Annotated in this window: 18 protein-coding genes; 12 read left to right on the top strand and 6 right to left on the bottom strand. The window is 37.4% G+C overall.

Annotated features, from left to right (window positions below):
* Positions 1-14: 14 nt before the first annotated feature.
* Positions 15-1,031: a GTP 3',8-cyclase MoaA gene (gene moaA, locus BCM40_RS08715; protein ID WP_065526259.1), complete on the top strand. Its 1,017-nt coding sequence runs from the start codon at positions 15-17 to the stop codon at positions 1,029-1,031.
* A 399-nt stretch (positions 1,032-1,430) separates the two neighbouring features.
* Here the strand turns inward: moaA and pgeF are convergent, their stop codons facing one another.
* The 4 genes from pgeF to BCM40_RS08695 all read right to left on the bottom strand — a co-directional run bounded on the left by pgeF (position 1,431) and on the right by BCM40_RS08695 (position 5,646).
* A complete protein-coding gene (gene pgeF / locus BCM40_RS08710) occupies positions 1,431-2,198 on the bottom strand; it encodes a peptidoglycan editing factor PgeF (RefSeq protein ID WP_065526260.1) in 768 nt (255 codons plus the stop codon).
* A gap of 116 nt (positions 2,199-2,314) precedes the next feature.
* Positions 2,315-3,445, bottom strand: coding sequence for an alanine dehydrogenase (gene ald / locus BCM40_RS08705; RefSeq protein ID WP_065526261.1), 1,131 nt, complete (start codon positions 3,443-3,445; stop codon positions 2,315-2,317).
* A gap of 120 nt (positions 3,446-3,565) precedes the next feature.
* A complete protein-coding gene (locus tag BCM40_RS08700; RefSeq protein ID WP_065526262.1) occupies positions 3,566-4,798 on the bottom strand; it encodes a PucR family transcriptional regulator in 1,233 nt (410 codons plus the stop codon).
* A gap of 161 nt (positions 4,799-4,959) precedes the next feature.
* Positions 4,960-5,646, bottom strand: coding sequence for a GIY-YIG nuclease family protein (locus tag BCM40_RS08695; RefSeq protein ID WP_065526263.1), 687 nt, complete (start codon positions 5,644-5,646; stop codon positions 4,960-4,962).
* 182 nt (positions 5,647-5,828) lie between these two features.
* Here BCM40_RS08695 and BCM40_RS08690 point away from each other — a divergent pair, with 182 nt between their 5' ends.
* The 3 genes from BCM40_RS08690 (at position 5,829) to BCM40_RS08680 (ending at position 8,598) form a co-directional block, all read left to right on the top strand.
* Positions 5,829-6,320: an SdpI family protein gene (locus BCM40_RS08690; RefSeq protein WP_065526264.1), complete on the top strand. Its 492-nt coding sequence runs from the start codon at positions 5,829-5,831 to the stop codon at positions 6,318-6,320.
* Between the two features lie 342 nt (positions 6,321-6,662).
* Positions 6,663-8,123, top strand: a complete 1,461-nt coding sequence (locus BCM40_RS08685) for a PTS mannitol transporter subunit IIBC (protein WP_065526265.1) — start codon at positions 6,663-6,665, stop codon at positions 8,121-8,123.
* Between the two features lie 37 nt (positions 8,124-8,160).
* A complete protein-coding gene (locus tag BCM40_RS08680; RefSeq protein WP_065526266.1) occupies positions 8,161-8,598 on the top strand; it encodes a PTS mannitol transporter subunit IIA in 438 nt (145 codons plus the stop codon).
* A gap of 314 nt (positions 8,599-8,912) precedes the next feature.
* On the opposite strand, the gene BCM40_RS16485 is transcribed toward BCM40_RS08680, so the two are convergent.
* Positions 8,913-9,080, bottom strand: coding sequence for a hypothetical protein (locus BCM40_RS16485; protein ID WP_008429691.1), 168 nt, complete (start codon positions 9,078-9,080; stop codon positions 8,913-8,915).
* 261 nt (positions 9,081-9,341) lie between these two features.
* Positions 9,342-10,031 carry a TetR/AcrR family transcriptional regulator gene (locus BCM40_RS08675; RefSeq protein ID WP_065526267.1) on the bottom strand — a complete coding sequence of 230 codons (690 nt, stop codon included), beginning with the start codon at positions 10,029-10,031 and terminating at the stop codon, positions 9,342-9,344.
* A 171-nt stretch (positions 10,032-10,202) separates the two neighbouring features.
* Here BCM40_RS08675 and BCM40_RS08670 point away from each other — a divergent pair, with 171 nt between their 5' ends.
* From BCM40_RS08670 to guaC, 8 genes are all read left to right on the top strand, one after another.
* Positions 10,203-10,934 carry an SDR family oxidoreductase gene (locus tag BCM40_RS08670; protein ID WP_065526268.1) on the top strand — a complete coding sequence of 244 codons (732 nt, stop codon included), beginning with the start codon at positions 10,203-10,205 and terminating at the stop codon, positions 10,932-10,934.
* 24 nt (positions 10,935-10,958) lie between these two features.
* Positions 10,959-12,431, top strand: a complete 1,473-nt coding sequence (locus tag BCM40_RS08665; protein WP_065526269.1) for an aldehyde dehydrogenase family protein — start codon at positions 10,959-10,961, stop codon at positions 12,429-12,431.
* A 96-nt stretch (positions 12,432-12,527) separates the two neighbouring features.
* Positions 12,528-13,121, top strand: a complete 594-nt coding sequence (locus BCM40_RS08660) for a class I SAM-dependent methyltransferase (protein WP_065526270.1) — start codon at positions 12,528-12,530, stop codon at positions 13,119-13,121.
* Positions 13,122-13,377: 256 nt separating this feature from the next.
* Positions 13,378-13,809 carry an Hsp20/alpha crystallin family protein gene (locus tag BCM40_RS08655; protein WP_065526271.1) on the top strand — a complete coding sequence of 144 codons (432 nt, stop codon included), beginning with the start codon at positions 13,378-13,380 and terminating at the stop codon, positions 13,807-13,809.
* 309 nt (positions 13,810-14,118) lie between these two features.
* Positions 14,119-14,685: an RNA polymerase sigma factor gene (locus BCM40_RS08650; protein WP_065526272.1), complete on the top strand. Its 567-nt coding sequence runs from the start codon at positions 14,119-14,121 to the stop codon at positions 14,683-14,685.
* Entirely contained in the window at positions 14,678-15,397 is a 720-nt protein-coding gene (locus BCM40_RS08645; protein WP_065526273.1) for an anti-sigma factor, read from the top strand. The genes BCM40_RS08650 and BCM40_RS08645 overlap by 8 nt, the downstream gene beginning before the upstream one ends.
* A gap of 168 nt (positions 15,398-15,565) precedes the next feature.
* Positions 15,566-17,083 (top strand): gluzincin family metallopeptidase, encoded by a 1,518-nt coding sequence (locus BCM40_RS08640; protein WP_065526274.1) that lies wholly within the window; start codon positions 15,566-15,568, stop codon positions 17,081-17,083.
* 119 nt (positions 17,084-17,202) lie between these two features.
* Positions 17,203-18,186, top strand: a complete 984-nt coding sequence (gene guaC / locus BCM40_RS08635) for a GMP reductase (protein ID WP_065526275.1) — start codon at positions 17,203-17,205, stop codon at positions 18,184-18,186.
* The last annotated feature ends 2 nt before the right edge of the window (positions 18,187-18,188 follow it).

The following is an 18,188-nucleotide window of genomic DNA, read 5'->3' as shown; positions in this document are numbered from 1 at the left end:
AAGGAGATGGCAGGATGGCTATAAACCCAGTACAGGACCAATTCCAACGTCCGATACGGGATTTGCGAATATCGGTTACTGATCGCTGTAATTTCCGTTGCTCTTATTGCATGCCAAAAGAAGTATTCGGGGATGATTATGCATTTTTGCCAAAGCAGGAATTATTGTCCTTTGAAGAAATCCATCGCTTAACAAAAGTTTTTGTAGCAATGGGCGTCAAAAAAATTCGGCTAACTGGTGGAGAACCGTTAATGCGCAGAGGGTTGCCTGAATTAGTTGAAAAAATTCTTTCAGTTGAAGGGGTAGAAGATATCGGCTTGACGACCAATGGTTTGTTGCTTGGAAATCAAGCGCAAGCGTTATATGATGCAGGACTTCGCCGCTTGAATATTAGCTTAGACGCTTTGGACCCAGAATTATTCGGGCAACTGAATGGCAGAGGAATTGATCCTTCCCATATTTTAAAACAAATTGATTTTGCTCAACAAATCGGATTTGAGATTAAAGTCAATATGGTCGTTCAAAAAGATGTCAACGAACATGAGATTTTGCCGATGACGGCGTATTTTAAAGAACGTGGCATTACGTTACGGTTTATCGAATTTATGGATGTTGGAAACGATAACGGTTGGAGCTTTAAAAAAGTAGTGACCAAAAAGCAAATTTTAGAGAAGTTACAATCTGTTTATCAACTAGAGCCAGTAGATAAAGATTATTACGGAGAAGTAGCGAAACGTTATCGGTTTGAAGAAGGGGAAGCTCAAGTCGGTTTTATCACATCCGTATCTGAGTCTTTTTGTTCTTCTTGTACACGTGCGCGTTTATCGTCAGACGGCAAATTTTATACATGTCTATTCGCCACAGGGCATTTTGATATTCGTGAACTGATTCGCAGTGGGTTAGGTGACGAGGAATTGTTCGAGAGAATTTCGGCTGTTTGGGAACGTAGAGACGATCGGTATTCTGATGAACGCACCGAATTAACAGCGAAAAATCGCAACAAAATTGGTATGTCGTATATTGGCGGCTAGCCTATAATAAAAGGGGCAGTCCCTTTTCGTCTACTAAAGAAAGGGCTGATGTCCATTTCGACGGACGCTTTCCGCGGACACGGCCTCAGCCGCTTCACTCACTGCGTTCGCTCCAGGGTCTTCGGCTCGCGCTGTTCCCGCTGGAGCATTCCTGTGAGAGCAGAAATAGGCTCTTGCAAATAGGCGGCATTGTCGGACTTGCCATTGTATCGCAAATTCGTGAGCGTACCAACAGTTATGAACCAGTGTTTTATGTTTTTATCGTACTAGTATCTATTGCTTTTCTAATCTCATTTTTTATTAAAATAAGGGTAGTAAAAACCATAATGTAATTTGAATATTAGTTTTTTTAAAAAAGCATTCCTTCAAAATTGAAGGAATGCTTTTTGTTTAAGAAAACTATTGCGTATTTTTGTTCATAGCAAATATTAAATGCCTGCCACATTTACGATCTTGACGGTAAGAAAATCCATCGGAATTTAAAAACGTACATGTAGAATCAACGAGAATCTGACTTGAAGGAATTCCAGCAAGTTCGCATTGTTTTTTTACAGTAGCTTGGTTGTCGATATGATATTTATTCGTAGCCGAATTAAAATACATAAATTCATTAGCGTATCCTAAAGCTTCAAACTTTAAATAAACATCTTGATCAACTTCAAACTGTTGTTGGCTAATAGATGCGCCGATTTGAATCTCTATATCGGTAGGATTGCATTGTTCTATGGAAATGATGTGCTTTAAAAATTCAAGCGTAATTTCTTTAACAGTGCCTTGCCATCCGGAATGAATCACACCAATTAATCCCGTTGTTTTATCGTGAATAATAACAGGAGCACAATCGGCCACAAAGCTGCACAATACAATTCCAGAATCGAAAGTATACAAAGCATCCGTATCAGAAATGGCGGTTTCAACTGTATATGCGCCGCTTCCTTTATGATGTCTATTGACGCGTCGGAAGTTCGCACTATGAGTTTGTTGCGTACAAATAAAATCATCCAGAGAAACGTCTAGAAATTCCGCTAAACTTTTTCGATTTGATAAAATCGCCTCTGGGTTTTTGCAAGCATGCAAAGCCATGTTATTCTCTTCAGGAGCAGTTAACTCTTTTAACGTTATGCCAGATACAAAATTAGTATTGTTCTCATAAAATTTCACTTTCAATGTCATCACCTTTTTTAAATATAAAATAAGCCAATCTGGATGTACAGCAATACGTAATTAGCAGAATATAAAAAAGACAGCCCAGCTCTAGGAAGAGCAGGACTGTCGAATAGATATTAAATTGACGATGTTGACTGTGCAAGAGCCGCATCAGCTGTGATAAATTCAAAGCCAAGATCTTTTGCAACAGCTTCATATGTTACATACCCATTAGCTGTGTTAACGCCCAACATCAATGCTGGATTTTCTGCAACAGCTTTATGAACACCTTTATTAGCCATTTGAAGTGCATATCCTACAGTAACGTTAGTTAACGCAATTGTTGAAGTACGCGGAACAGCTCCAGGCATATTCGCAACAGCATAGTGAACGACACCGTGTTTCACGTAAGTTGGGTTGTCATGCGTTGTAATGCGGTCAGTCGTTTCAAAAATGCCGCCTTGATCGATCGCAATATCGACAATGACAGTTCCAGGATTCATGGCTTTTACCATTTCTTCAGTTACTAGTTTAGGTGCTTTTGCTCCGGGGATTAAGACCGCTCCAATAACCAAATCAGATTCTTTGACCGCTTCTGCGATATTAAATGGATTGGAAATCAATGTCGTCACATCATTTCCAAAAATATCATCTAATTGGCGAAGACGTTCTGGGCTCAAGTCGATAATGGTTACTTGCGCGCCAAGACCAATAGCCATTTTTGCTGCATTTGTTCCGGCAACTCCGCCGCCAATAATCGTTACTTTACTGCGTTGAACACCTGGTACACCTGATAATAGAACTCCTTTGCCGCCGTAAATTTTCTCTAAAAATTGAGCCCCAACTTGTGAAGCCATTCTTCCAGCTACTTCGCTCATTGGCGTTAATAATGGAAGAGTACGGTTAACTGAAACAGTTTCATAAGCAATTGCTGTTACTTTATTGTCGACAAGAGCTTGTGTTAAAGCAGGTTCAGCTGCAAGGTGTAAGTAAGTGAACAACAACAAATCTTGACGGAAGTATTGGTATTCAGAAGAAACAGGCTCTTTAACTTTCATAACCATTTGAGCAGCCCAAGCTTCTGCAGCTGTTTCAACAATTTTAGCGCCTGTCGCTACATAATCAGTGTCTGTAAAACTAGATCCAAGACCTGCCCCTGTTTCGATGATTACTTGATGACCTGCTCTTACAAAAGCATCGACCCCGGCTGGCGTAATTGCCACTCGGTTCTCGTTATTTTTAACTTCTTTCGGAATTCCAATAATCATTGATGTTTCCCCCTTAAAACGAATGGTGAAGATATCCATAAGTATAACGGAAAGCCTACTAGACCGCATTGGGTAGAAAGAAGAAAGATGAGCATTTCTTTTGTGAAATTTCACAAAAGGCTATTTTTTCGTCATTTTTTGGGACATTAAATCAAGGTAAATTCCTAGTTTTTCATTTACATTCGTCAAATCAATCCCACCAATTTCAGCAATACGTTTCATGCGATAATGCAAAGTATTGGTATGGACAAACAACTTCTTCGCTGCATCGTTCATGTTGCTGTCTTGTTGAATAAAGACTTCTAATGTCTTTAAAAAATTCGATTTGTGCTGTTTGTCATAAGCTCTAATTTTGCTAATTGCTGGATGTTCGGTAGGCAATTGTTGTTGAATAAGGTCGATATACAAAAATGCCCCAAGCCGACTATAATGAAAAACATTTTCAAGCTCTTCTGGAAACGTTTTTTTCAGGTCAAGCACTTTTTGCGCCTCTTGATAACTTGTCTTGGCTTTACTAAAATCACTATATCCTGTACCAGAACTTCCTGTTACCCCTAAAATCGAGAAACGATTGGCTATTTCAGAAGTAAAGTATGTGATAAAACTGTCAAAAGCTGTAGCATCAGATTGAGTGGGATGGGGAGAGGCGATTAAGATCAGCTCATTGTCCATCACTACAAGAAAATGATTGGTGATTTTTTGGCTTGTTGTAATCAAATAGGAAATTTGCTCTTCCATCATCTGTGAAATATCTTGTTCAAATTTGAACACCAGTACAGTAAAGTGACTTGGTATTTTGAGATGAAGATCGTGAACTTGTTCATAAATTTCATCTCGATTTTTAAACTGACCTGTTAAAAGTTGCCACAGGAAATCTTGATAGTTTTCTTCTTTCCGTTTCCGATTTTGTTGAATCTTAGCCATTAAAGGAATCGCCACAATTGCTGCATCTTTTAGCTGTTCTAACTGTATATCCGTTAACTTTTTTGTGCCTTCGACTACCCAAATATAACCCAAAATTTCCGTATGTTTTTTGATGGCAATCGCTACACGGTCACGAAGTCCAATATCTTCAATATGCGGAATGCGTAAAGCGCTATCTGACCGCATTAATTTTGGGATTATGCCTTCTTTCCAAAGACGGTTAATAACTTTTTCGGGTACACGTTGAGAAATGATCGTACCGATACGTGCAGGATCAGCATCAATTCCATGAGAGCTATAAGCATTTAAGCGATGATTGGTGTCTTCTATAGTTGCAGGGCATTCCAAATGTTCTTGAATGCTGTCAACAAGTTCTTTCAAGTCCGAAAATGGTTTTTTAAATGGATTTTTAGGTGGTATGTCTTCCATAAAGTAGCTCCTTTTGCGATTATGCTGACCTTCATTAGTGGTATCTATCATCAGTATAACGAAAAACAATAGCTTCCTCTAGGGGAGTCGATAAGTAACGCAATAGATCGGTAGTGTCTGAAAAGAAGATTAGAAAAAAAGATAATATAGACGCGGGAAACTTATTTTTTTATTAGGTGGCCACTTTCTACCAAATTTTTTAAAGCACTGTAGTTTTTGAATCTGAAATAACCACTCAAGCGATTCAAGTCTTTTTGCGTCCATTTAGAATAAGAAGCATTGAGTTCATATTCTTGTTCAAGTTTTACTATCAAGGTTTTGGCAAACTCTATTTGTTTTAGAGTTAACGGTTTTTCTTCCGTCTTTGCTTTGTTAGCTGTAAGTTGCTTTGTTACTTCTAAGGGAGAGTTTATCGTTTTGTGGATTTTATCCGTGTAGTGGCCATTTTTTATCCATGCAAGATCTTCGCGCGTCAAGTTAAACCATTCGCCTTCAAGGCGTTTAGTTGAATAATATTCATGAAAAGCAAGTTCTGTTTGATGATGATCAGCAGATTTAATCAGGAAAATTAGTTTGTTCTCAAAAGGAAGCTTTACGTTAAAAACATTCATTCGTCTGTCAATATGCTTAGTTTTGCCAATTTTAAAAGAGCCGGTCATATATTCTTGTACAAAATACACATAGCCAGGTGCTTTTCCAGTAAGTGTTGGAAGTTGTATAATATAATCTAACTCTCGTTGGTTAGGTTCAAATAAGAATATTTTGTCCGTATCAATTTTTTTTACTGATTTGTTGGGGGATTGAACAGTTGAGGAAACGACAAATTTACTCAAAATTTTTTTGAACATTTTAATACCCTCCTGATCTATTCGAAAATCATTACTTTTTACTTAGTATAGTACAAGTTTGATGGAATAAGAGGGTTGAAGTTCAAAAAAATGTAAATAATTTTACTAACATGGATGAGGATGGTAATGAAGAGGGCGAACTTCAATTATGTGAGGAGACAATTTAGAAGGAGGTGGAGTAGGTGGTTAAACAGCAAAAAAAACCTGTTACACAATCACTTTATGAAACATTTTTGAACGCAATTTCTTTGTTGTCTTTTATTTTCGCAATTATATTTTTAGTTTTCCAGTTAGAAACATTACCGGAAAAAGTACCAGTTCATTTCGATGAAACAGGGAGAGTCGATCGCTTAGGCAATAAAGTAGAGCTACTTCTTTTACCGTTAATAGGAACAATCGTATGGTTAGGATTAACCATACTTGAAAAATATCCACATTTGTATAACTATTTGAACCTTACGGAAAAAAACAAAGAGGCTCAATATAAAAATGGAAGATTGATGGTGAACGTATTAAAAAACGAAATCATCTTGTTGTTTAGTTTTATAATATTTCAAAGTGTTCGTATAGCTAGTGGGGCAGCAGTAGGGTTAGGAGCAGCTTTTGGTCCCATATTTTTAACGGTGATATTTGGAAGTATCCTATTTTTTGTAATTCGAATGTTGAAAATGTAAAGTCGAACTTATGACGAATAATTTACTAACATTAGTTGATCACACCCTACTTTATTTTCCTGAGAAAATAATTTAATACAAAAAGACTGATTATTCAGATAAAAAGAAGATATCCCACTAATAATGTGATATTATTTTAATGAAGGGGTTTCTGCAAAGCTCATTAGCATAGTCCGAAAAGAGGTGAAAAAGCAATCTATTCGTATTAAAGTTCAAATAAATGGAATTTTTGCGTGTTTATTAACTGTAGTGAACATTAGCTTTAAAGTTATCGTTTGAATAAGAAACCTCTGTACTTGTCTTATTGTTCCATATAATAAATTTTGGAAAAGAGGGATTTATATGGCTGAAGGTAGAAATCGTGCACGAATTCAACGATTTGGAAGTCATTTAAGTGGCATGATCATGCCAAACATTGGCGCATTTATTGCCTGGGGTCTTATCACTGCACTATTTATTCCTGCTGGTTGGTTGCCTTACGAACCGCTCGCTGCACTTGTTGGGCCGATGATTATTTATCTACTACCATTACTAATCGGTTTTACCGGTGGACGACTTGTTTATGATTTTCGTGGCGGTGTTCTTGGAGCAACGGCTACAATGGGGGTCATCGTTGGATCTGATATTCCTATGTTCCTCGGTGCCATGATTATGGGACCTCTCGCTGGATATCTTATGAAAAAAATTGACCAGCTCTTTTTAGATAAAATACGTGCTGGATTTGAAATGCTTTATAACACTTTTTCTGCTGGGATATTAGGCGCAACATTGGCCGGTATTGCAGTTCTTGGTATTGGTCCCATTGTAAATTCGTTGGTCAACAGCTTAGCAAATGGAGTAGAATTCACAGTCAATAATGGACTATTACCGTTAGCCAGTATTGTTATCGAACCAGCAAAAATACTGTTCCTTAATAATGCGATTAACCATGGATTTTTAAGCCCGCTTGGTGTAGAGCAAGCAGCAACTGCTGGAAAATCCATTTTGTTCTTGCTGGAAACAAATCCTGGACCTGGGCTAGGGATTTTATTAGCCTTTACTGTTTTTGGTAAAGGTATTTCTAAAAGCTCTGCACCGGGTGCAATCATCATTCAATTTCTCGGTGGTATTCATGAAATTTACTTCCCGTTCGTTTTGATGAAACCGTTATTAGTATTAGCGGTTATCGGTGGTGGGATGAGTGGAGTGTTCACTTTCGTTTTACTTGATGCAGGACTAGTTGCAACACCAGCTCCTGGTAGTATTTTTGCCTTGCTCGCGCTAACCCCACAAGGAAACTATGTAGGCGTGGTTCTTGGCGTTGCAGTTGCTGCAGCTGTTTCTTTCACCATTGCATCGATTATTTTAAAAACAACAAAAGACGTCGAAGAAGATTTAACAGTAGCAACTGGCAAAATGGAAGAAATGAAAGGTAAAAAAAGCTCTGCTAGTGAATTTTTAACTCCAGGGGCGGCAACTACTTCTGATGGTGATGTGTTGCACGAAGCAGGAGCAGTAACATCAACTCCTGGTGTGAAAGCCACTGAAGATGTGCGTCGTGTCGTTTTCGCTTGTGATGCGGGAATGGGTTCAAGTGCTATGGGAGCATCCATACTGAAAAACAAATTTAAAAAAGAAAATATTGATATTCCGGTTACCAATACCGCTATAAGTCAGTTACCGGAAGACGCTGATATTGTAGTCACTCACAAAGATTTAACTCCACGGGCAAAAGAAAAACTGCCACAAGCAGAACATATTTCAGTAGAAAATTTCATGAATAGTCCGGAATACGATAAATTGACACAGCGTCTAAAAAAATAAATGCTGAAACGAGAAATTTTTAAGAGGGGGGATCAAATTGGCAAAAGCAGTCTTAGACCGTGAAAACATTAAATTAAATGTTTCAATCGCTACAATGGAAGAAGGCATTCGATTTACAGGGGGAATCTTAGTAGCTAATGGTTATGTAGATGCAGGCTATATTGATAAGATGCTCGAACGAGAAGAAATGGCCTCAACTTTTATGGGGAACAGCTTAGCAATTCCACATGGTACAGAAGACGCTAAAGCTAATGTATTGCAGACAGGTATATCAGTTGTCACAGTACCAGAAGGGGTTGACTTTGGTGGAGGCAACATAGCAAAAATTTTAATCGGCATTGCGGGCAAAAACAATGAACACTTAGACATTCTTTCGAATATCGCAATCGTTTGCTCCGATGAAGAAAATATTGAGAAGATCCTCAATGCTCGGACGGAAGAAGAGATAATGGATTTGTTTAGCGATGTAGGTTGAGTCTAGTATATTTTTTTAAGAACGACATCGACCTGCTTTAATTAAAGCCAATCTTTTTCAGATAATTCGATTTGGTAATAGTTTGTTCACATTTACTCTGTATACTGTGACTATAAAAGTTTCTGGAGGATGATGAAGATGAGTGGAACCATATGTGGTACAATCGGAAAAATCCAAACAGCTAAAGAAATCGTAGAAAATCTGAAAAAGCAGGGCATTAAAGCAGAGTTATGTAAGAAGTCGGAAATGTTGTAAAGCAGTAAAAATCCTCGTTTGCCTATTAGGCAAACGAGGATTTTTACTGTTCATTCGATTTAATAACTAAGTGCTTTTTCATACATCCATCTTTTTAAGTTGCCGATAGAGTTAAAAGAGATGGCTTCGCCTGTTTCCTTATGTTCCGCTTTTACGATGACGTCGAATTCATTAGGGGTAAACAACCAACCGTCCTCCACTAATGCACGTGCCATCTTTACAATCATGCTCGAGCCTCTTATTGAATCTAGGTTCATTTTGACCATCTCCTTTTCTCGGGGTTGTATTCTAGTATATTCTTTTTGTCAGAATTATTAAACTATTATTTTAAAGATTGGTGTAATCTCTATTCTTTTTCAATTCTATTCCCATCTATTGAAAAAACCAAACTTTTATACTCACATTTGATAAAAAACGTTGTCGTGTATTGCGACAACGTTTTTTAATAGGTGTTGTTAAGTTGAGATTTTAGTTAGAAAACTAGTTTTTTAATTATCAGCGGGTGTGAGGAGGTCGCTGCTTTTACCTAATTGGTTCATAATAACTTTCACCGCTTTATCTATATATTCATCTTTTCCTGGTATTAAAGCAGTAGGCGTAAAACTCCGATATTTCATCATTTCATAATAGCCATACATCGCGTCTTCTAGGGTAATTCCCTGATCAATCAAAAATGAGGAATTTAGAATCTTATGCAAAGCAGCTTCATCTTGCTCAATAATTAAAGATGGATGGAGGGGGTTGAAATCACCATCACTTATGCCATTTTCATAAAATGAATAAAGGATGGCTAATCGCTCATTTACTACATGTATTTGTTTTTCGTAATAAATTGGACAGGTTATTTTTAACTCATTCAAATAAATTTCTGAAGCATACACAGTTGAGAAAACGGATTGTTCAAATACAGCTGGCAAACGCCGAATGTATGGATAGCGTGGATTGTTTATAAATTCATTAGATCTTGTTAAATAGTCAATATAAATTTCCGTTACTTCTTGGATGATGTCTTCTTTAGATGCGAAAAAATTATACAGCGATGCACGGCTAATACCCATTAAACGTGCCAAATCTTGAATTGTTAATGAGATAAATCCTTTTTTACGCACAGTATCCATTATTTTTTCTGCATAAGATCGCCGCATAATTTGACGCTCTTCAGGTGAAATTTTCCGCATCTAAAACACCTCCATTTTATATAAATTATAACATAAGAAAACTTGAGAAAAATGCACATTTTCACTCTATTGTTTAATCAACAAGGTACTGGGTAAATAGGTAAGACGTATTTAATAAATGGATCCATTTTGGATCACATACCTAAAAAATTGAAATGGAGTGGAGCTTGAATGACAAAAACAGCAATTATTACGGGAGCCAGTAGTGGAATTGGCCAAGCCACAGCAAAAGAGCTAGCTGCAAAAGGGTATCACGTCGTGCTAGCTGCAAGACGACAAGACCGTTTAGTGGAACTGAAAAAAGAAATCGAAGATGCTGGCGGTTCAGCACAATACAAAGTGACGGATGTAACGTCTGCAGATGAAATGAAGTCTCTTGCAGAAGCAGCATTAGAAAAAAACGGTAGTATTGATGTTTTAGTAAATAATGCAGGTTTAATGCCATTGTCATTTATGAATAAGTTAAAAATAGATGAATGGGATCAGATGGTTGATGTGAATATAAAAGGGGTTCTTTATGGAATCGCTGCTGTTTTACCAATAATGGAAAAGCAGAAATTTGGTCATATTCTTAACGTATCTTCGGTAGCAGGTCACCAAGTCTTTAAAGGAAGTGCTGTATACAGTGGTACAAAATATGCAGTTCGTGCCATTTCGGAAGGCTTGCGTCAAGAAATTGACCCAGCAAACGAAATCCGCGTGACCATTGTGTCCCCAGGAGCAGTAGAGACAGAACTGACAAATACCATTACCGATGAAGATGTATTAAATAGCTTTAAAGAAGGCGGCAAGATGACGATGCTTCAAGCTCAAGATATTGCGAATGCAATTTCATATGCAGTAGAGCAGCCATCGTACGTAGATGTTAATGAGATTTTAATTCGTCCAAGACAACAACCTTAAACTATGAAGAATGGAGTCGATTAGATGAAAACCGATTATTCGAAAATTTATATAGATGGTGAATGGACTACGGGATCTAGTGATAGCCAGATGAAAAATACCAATCCATTCACAGGAGAAGAGCTAGTTACAACGCAAGCTGCTGATAAAAGCGATTTAGATAAAGCTTATAAAGCAGCAGCAAAAGCACAAGTAGCATGGTCGAAAGAATTGCCACAAAAGAAACAAGAAGTATTGGAAAAAGCACTAGATGTCATGCAAGAAAACAAAGAATTGATTATCGATTGGCTTGTTAAAGAAGCGGGTAGCACAGTGTTTAAAGCAACCGCTGAATTTGGCGTATCGGTTAATATTCTTAAAGAAGCAACAACTTTCCCTTTCCGAATGGAAGGCAAAATTCTTCCTTCTCGACAAGCGGGTAAAGAAAATCGTGTGTATCGTAATTCGATTGGTGTTATCGGCATTATTAGTCCTTGGAATTTTCCGTTCCATTTGGCAATTCGTTCGATTGCCCCTGCAATCGCAACAGGTAATGCCGTTGTTATCAAACCGGCAACAGATACACCTGTAACGGGTGGATTATTATTTGCAAGCATTTTTGAAGCAGCTGGATTGCCGAAAGGCTTATTAAATGTTGTAGTTGGACGTGGATCAGAAATAGGTGACGACATTGTAACCCACCCAATTCCTCGATTGATTTCCTTTACGGGTTCTACACCAGTAGGAAAGCACATTGGAGAGTTGGCTGGAGGCGCATTAAAGAAAACGGCGTTAGAGCTTGGTGGGAACAATAATTTTATCGTGTTAGACGATGCTAATGTTGACCAAGCGGTAGATTCTGCCTTATTCGGCAAGTTTTATCATCAAGGTCAAATTTGTATGTCTATTAACCGTATTTTTGTACACCGTGATTTATATGAAGAATTTGCAGAGCAATTTATCGCTCGAGCGGGAAGACTGAAATTCGGTAATCCTACTGAAGAAGGCGCTCAAGTCGGTCCCTTAATCAACCGTGATCAAGTAGATCGGATTCTTAAAGACATTGATGAAACTGTCGAACAAGGTGCTAAATTGCGTCTCGGAGGTAAGGCCGATGGCAATGTTTTAGAACCTACTGTATTAACTGACGTGACGAACGATATGCCACTTGCGAAAAATGAAATTTTCGGCCCAGTAGCAATTTTGATCCCATTTGATAGTGATGAAGAAGTGATTGAAATGGCAAATGCTTATCCATTTGGGTTAAGTGGCGCAGTTCATTCTGGAAATATTGAACGCGGCACAAATATCGCACATCAAATTCATACAGGTATGATTCACGTTAACGATCAGCCAGTAAACGATGAAGCACATATGCCGTTTGGTGGCGAAAAAGATTCAGGTTTAGGCCGCTTTAACGGAGAATGGGTATTAGAAGAATTCACAACCTTAAAATGGTTATCTGTTCAACATGGTCGCAGCGAATACGGACCATTTGTTAATGACACAAAAAAATAAACAGTTAAACCGACAACCTCATAATTGAGGTTGTCGGTTATTTTAACTACTATAATTTAGTTCGCCCAATAGCGAATAATTGGAGGTTGAATTCGAGTGACTAAATTGTTTTCTTCATTATATGATATAGCGATGAAACCATTGGAAAAAACACGTTTTGAAAAAATTCGAGCAAATCTTGTTCGAAAAGCCGAAGGGCGGGTTTTGGAAATTGGTTACGGAACAGGAGCAAACTTTCGCTATTACACGAATGTAGAACGAGTAGATGCAATCGAACCAAACCCAGAAATGAGTAAACATGCAAAAAAAAGAATCAAAAAATCAAGAACAACTATTTATACGTATCAGGAAAAGGCGGAACAACTTTCATTTCCAAACGATAGTTTTGACACCGTTGTAGCAACGTTGGTGTTTTGTACAATCCCAGAGCCAGAGAAAGCTCTAGAAGAAATTCGGCGTACTAGTAAACCCGGAGCTAAAATTCTACTGTTTGAACATGTGAAAGTGGATCAAAAAATGGTGGGGAAAACGCAAGATGCACTGACACCCGTATGGAAAAAAGTATGTGATGGCTGTCATTTGAATAGAAATACTCTTCATACGTTAAAACAATCAGGTTTAATTATTGAGAAAGTGACGCCTTATTACGGCGGACTGTTTTTAACAATTGAATGTTGTAATCCGGGCTGAAATGAACATAGAGCTTTACTAAAGAAGTAAATAATTTTATTGAATTAACAGCAAATTCAATCTTTTTCATTTGACAATAAAACCTTATTTTTTATAATTATTAATGAATAGAGCATTATAAAAAAGGGGAAAAAATAGCTAGTAAGAAAGGGGTGCATGATTTACTGGAAAGTTCATTGTTGTAGTTAAAGCAAAATAGTTGTAGGGAAGTTCAGGGAGATTTTGTCTAGCAAATACTTGAAAGGAGAGCTTTAAAATGAGACTTTTGCCAAGAAGACAAGAAGATTTTTTCCCGAGCCTTTTTGAAAACAACTTTGAATTGGATATGTTTGATCGATTTTTTAAAGAAGCAAATTACCCACAAGTAGACATTAAAGACGCTGATGATCATTATAAAGTGGAAGTTGATGTGCCTGGATTTAAAAAAGAAGACATTTCCGTAGAATACAAAAATGGTTATCTACAACTACAAGGTAAAAAAGAAGAAAATAAAGAAGTAACAGAAAACGATGGCCATTACATTCGAAAAGAACGTTCCTATGGTTCTTTCAAACGTAGTTTCTACATTGGTGAAGTGGAACAAAGTGAGATATCTGGTTCATTCAATGACGGGGTATTAATGTTGAAAGTTCCTAAATCAAAAGAGGATAAAAACAAAGACGATGGCCATCAAATTTTAATCGAATAGCTTGAACAAGAACCAATAGTCCAATGGCTATTGGTTCTATATTTGTGAAAAATCAGACTATAAGAATGGGAATAGAATTCATCCTAAAAAATTTTAATAAACTAGCTTGCTTTAGAAAATATCGTCGGATTTAGATAAAAAGTGAACTAATTCCCCGTTTCTTACGTATTATAAGTAAGAGAAATAAAAAAAGGGTAAAATATTTCTTGAACTTTTTTTATAAAAGAGACTATGGAAAAGAAAAGATTTTCCTGTAGCGGGAAGTATAGTAAGGTAGTAATACGAAATAAGTAAAAAAGGAGACAGGGGATGGAAAAGAGTACCGATACAAGTTTGTATTTGCGCGTTAGTGAACAAGATAAAGCCGCACTTGAAGAATTATACGACCGCTACGAAAAAATCCTTTTCTCTTTTCTTTATAAAATGCTCGAAGATCGAGGATTGGCTGAAGAGGTATTACAAGAAGTGTTTATCAAGATTTGGCGTGGTAAAGGGGTTTACGACGAAAGCAAAGGAAAATTTTCTTCGTGGCTATTCCGAATGGCGCAAAATACAGCCATCGATTTGATCCGAAAACAAAAAAAGCCTACTGTACCGATTGAAGAGGCCAGTCAAATGGTCAGCAATGATGAGCCAGTGGTAGAACAAGTAGTTTGGCAAGAAAAGAAAACGCAGATTGAAATGGCCGTTCAGCATTTATCTGCAGAACAACAAAAAATGATTGATTTGTTTTACTTTAAAGGACATACACATGAAACAATCGCAGATATGTGTGATATTCCACTGGGAACTGTTAAGAGTCGAATACGATTAGCGTTAAAAAAATTAAAAATATCACTGCATGGGTTGCAGGAAAGGGGGGCTTACGATGACTAATATAGATTGTGATTATTTAGTAGATTACTTGAATGGAACATTATCAGAAAAAGAAAACAAGGAATTTGAGCAACATTTAATGACGTGCTCGGAATGCCAGGAAATAGTAGAAGCAACTGGTCAGCTCCCTTATCTTGCAGATCCGGTGGAACCACCAACAGATATGAAAGCACGTATTTTATCGAATGTATTTGATGAAACAGTAGAACAAAACGACCAGCCCAAAGCATTGAAACCAGCAATGTCTCCAATACCTATCCATAAAAAGAGACGTAAAGAAAATGTTTGGAAACCGCTTCTTGCAGCTGTGTTGTTAATGTCACTCTTAGGTAACGGCTATGCCTTTTACCAGCTGTCAGATCAACCTGCAGGAACTGAAACTGCTATTCAATCTATTGAACTTCAGCCAAACGAAGCATTTACAGGCACTGCAACAGCAGCGATGATTGAAGAAGAAGGATTGTTAAATCTAGTTGTCCAAGCAGATCAATTAGCTGAATTAGAAGCTAGTCAAGTTTACCAAGTATGGCTGATCAAAGATGGAAAGCCAATACCAGCAGGTGCATTTTCACCCAATCCAAACGGAGAAGGTGCAAGTTATTACCAACTAGAAACGACTTCAAAAGAATGGGATACGATTGCCATTACACTTGAACCTAAAACAGGAAATGAGTTACCTGAAGGTCAAATTGTATTAAGTTCCGAAATTTAACTGACCGCATTATACGGTCAGTTTTTTTATGTCTAAAAAAATAGTATTGAATTCAGTAAAGTAAGACTATTTATTCATTTTTATAACTGTTAATATATAGAAAAGATTGGGGGCTTATCTAACTAAAGTAAGCCAAGTCCCTATATAGAAAAATTACCGGAGGCCGCAATGAAAAAGTTATTGAACCAATTTATTTTACTAGTGATCTGTTCGTATATGGCGTTTTTCCTCGTGTTTAATCAAGGGTTGCTTGGAGGAATAGTAATTTCAGGGGTATTCCTCGTGGTCTGTACGTTTCTTTTTATCGCCAGTATTGTGGGCGTAGTAAAAGGAAAGTTGGAGTTGATGAAACTTACTTCTGTAACTGAAGCAGCCGGCTTAATGACTTTTTCTATCTTACTGGGACTTGTCGTAACTACGATTGGCCTTATTAATTCATTTGCGGTGTATACAACGGGTGATGAAAGTCAAAGTGCTGATAAAAAAATTAGGGCGTTCGCATCACGAATATTTGATGTTCCTTCCCAAGCGGCTCTGTTAAAGACCGAAAAAAATGGGGTGACTTACTTTTATCCAGAAAGCAATAAAGATGAGATTGAAAAAATGGATGCGGTATTGCAGTTAGAACGAGAGCAGTTTAATTCGACTCTTGGTACTCGAGATGAGGGTGGCTTAACGATCGAGTTTCACGAAAATTATGCTTCACTAGAATCGGGTTATGGTTCAGAAGAAGTTGCAGGGTATTACGATTTAGGCAATAAAAGAATCCACTTAGTTCCAACAGATGAGAATTGGGAACTAATCTTAGTACACGAATACTCACATTACCAAAGCCATCTTTTTTCCAATCAGCATTTGTTGTCAATAACACGAATTCCTTCCTGGTTTGAAGAAGGTGTTGCTGAATATTTCGCTGGTGAATCAAGCATGTGGTATGACTTAGAAAATCTAGAGACAATTGATTTTCACGACCTCGATAGTCAAGAGGATTATGATCAGGCAGCTACAGATACATATGATCCTTATGCACAAAGTTTTTTGGCGGTGGAATCGATAGTCGATGCGCATGGTGAAGAGATTATTCCTGAATTATTAAAGTCACAATCAATTGGTGGATTTTATAAAAACTTAGAAAAAACGATTAATATGGATATAGAAGAATATGAAGAAATTTTTCTTGGAAAATTATTAGCCAATCAGCAACAAATAGCAGATTGGGTTGACTTGGGATATCAACAAGTAGAAATGAAAAATTACAACTCCGCTTTAAAAACGGTTGAAAACATTCGAGAATCTGGAGACATTTATGATATAGATGCGGCTGACTGGTTGTTAGTAGACATAATGCTTGCTCAAAAAAAAGTTGATGCTGCAGTTGATGTGCTGAAAAACAAGATTGAAATGGGCCAGGAAGAATTTCTAGTTGACGATTTATTATTGTTAGCAGAAGTATACCTTCTTGTTGACCCAGAGTTGTCATACGAAACAGTGCAAAGAGCAGAAACAATAGCTAAAACAAGTGAGTTTTATTATTACGAAGAAGGTATTTTGTTGGGATACGAACAAGTAAATTCTGCCAATAAACTCGCAGGGTATAAACGATTATTAGAAGAATGGCTGTATAACCCGTATGTAAGAATGCATTTGGTAGAGAAGCTTAGTAAAGAATATCCGGGTGAATTTTGAAACTAAACGGAAAAATTATTTTAGTTCTTTGACATCGCTATCAAAATCAAGTACATTATCATATGGACGAACATTTTTAAGCTATTTAAATATATCATTCGGTTATAGGGGTGTAATTAATGGAAAATGTATTTGATTACGAGGATATTCAACTAGTTCCTGCAAAAGCGGTAGTAAATAGCCGTTCAGAATGCGATACGTCAATTGAATTTGGGGGCCGCACTTTTAAGTTGCCGGTTGTTCCTGCAAATATGCAGACAATTGTGGACGAAAAGCTTGCAGGCTATTTAGCCGAGAATAATTATTTTTATATTATGCATCGATTCGAACCTGAAAAACGAATTGGTTTTATAAAAGATATGCAACAACGTGGGCTCTATGCGTCGATTAGCGTTGGTGTAAAACCAGAAGAATATGAATTTGTTCAACAATTAGCAGATGAAAAAATTACTCCTGAATATATGACGATTGATGTGGCTCACGGACACTCGAACGCTGTAATCAACATGATCAAACATATAAAAAAATTAGTGCCAGACAGCTTTTTGATCGCTGGAAATGTAGGTACGCCTGAAGCTGTGCGTGAACTTGAGCATGCGGGAGCAGACGCTACAAAAGTTGGTATTGGACCAGGCAAAGTTTGCATTACAAAGATTAAAACAGGCTTTGGTACAGGCGGTTGGCAATTAGCAGCACTTCGATGGTGTGCAAAAGCTGCAAGCAAGCCCATCATTGCGGATGGCGGAATTCGTACCCACGGCGACATTGCGAAATCGGTACGTTTTGGAGCATCGATGGTTATGATTGGATCGCTTTTTGCAGGACACGAAGAATCACCGGGTCAAACGATTGAACAGGATGGCAAGTTGTTAAAAGAATATTTTGGATCGGCTTCGGAGTTCCAAAAAGGTGAAAAGAAAAACGTTGAAGGCAAGAAAATGTATGTAGAGTACAAAGGGTCATTAAAAGATACGTTAGTAGAAATGGAACAAGATCTTCAATCGGCTATTTCGTATGCAGGTGGAGATCAATTGCTAGCAATTCGGAATGTAGATTATGTCATTGTTAAAAACTCAATTTTCAATGGTGATAAAGTATATTAAAG

It is taken from the genome of Planococcus donghaensis (assembly GCF_001687665.2).
Classification (GTDB): Bacteria; Bacillota; Bacilli; order Bacillales_A; family Planococcaceae; genus Planococcus; species Planococcus donghaensis.
This window is presented reverse-complemented; position numbering and strand designations above follow the sequence as displayed.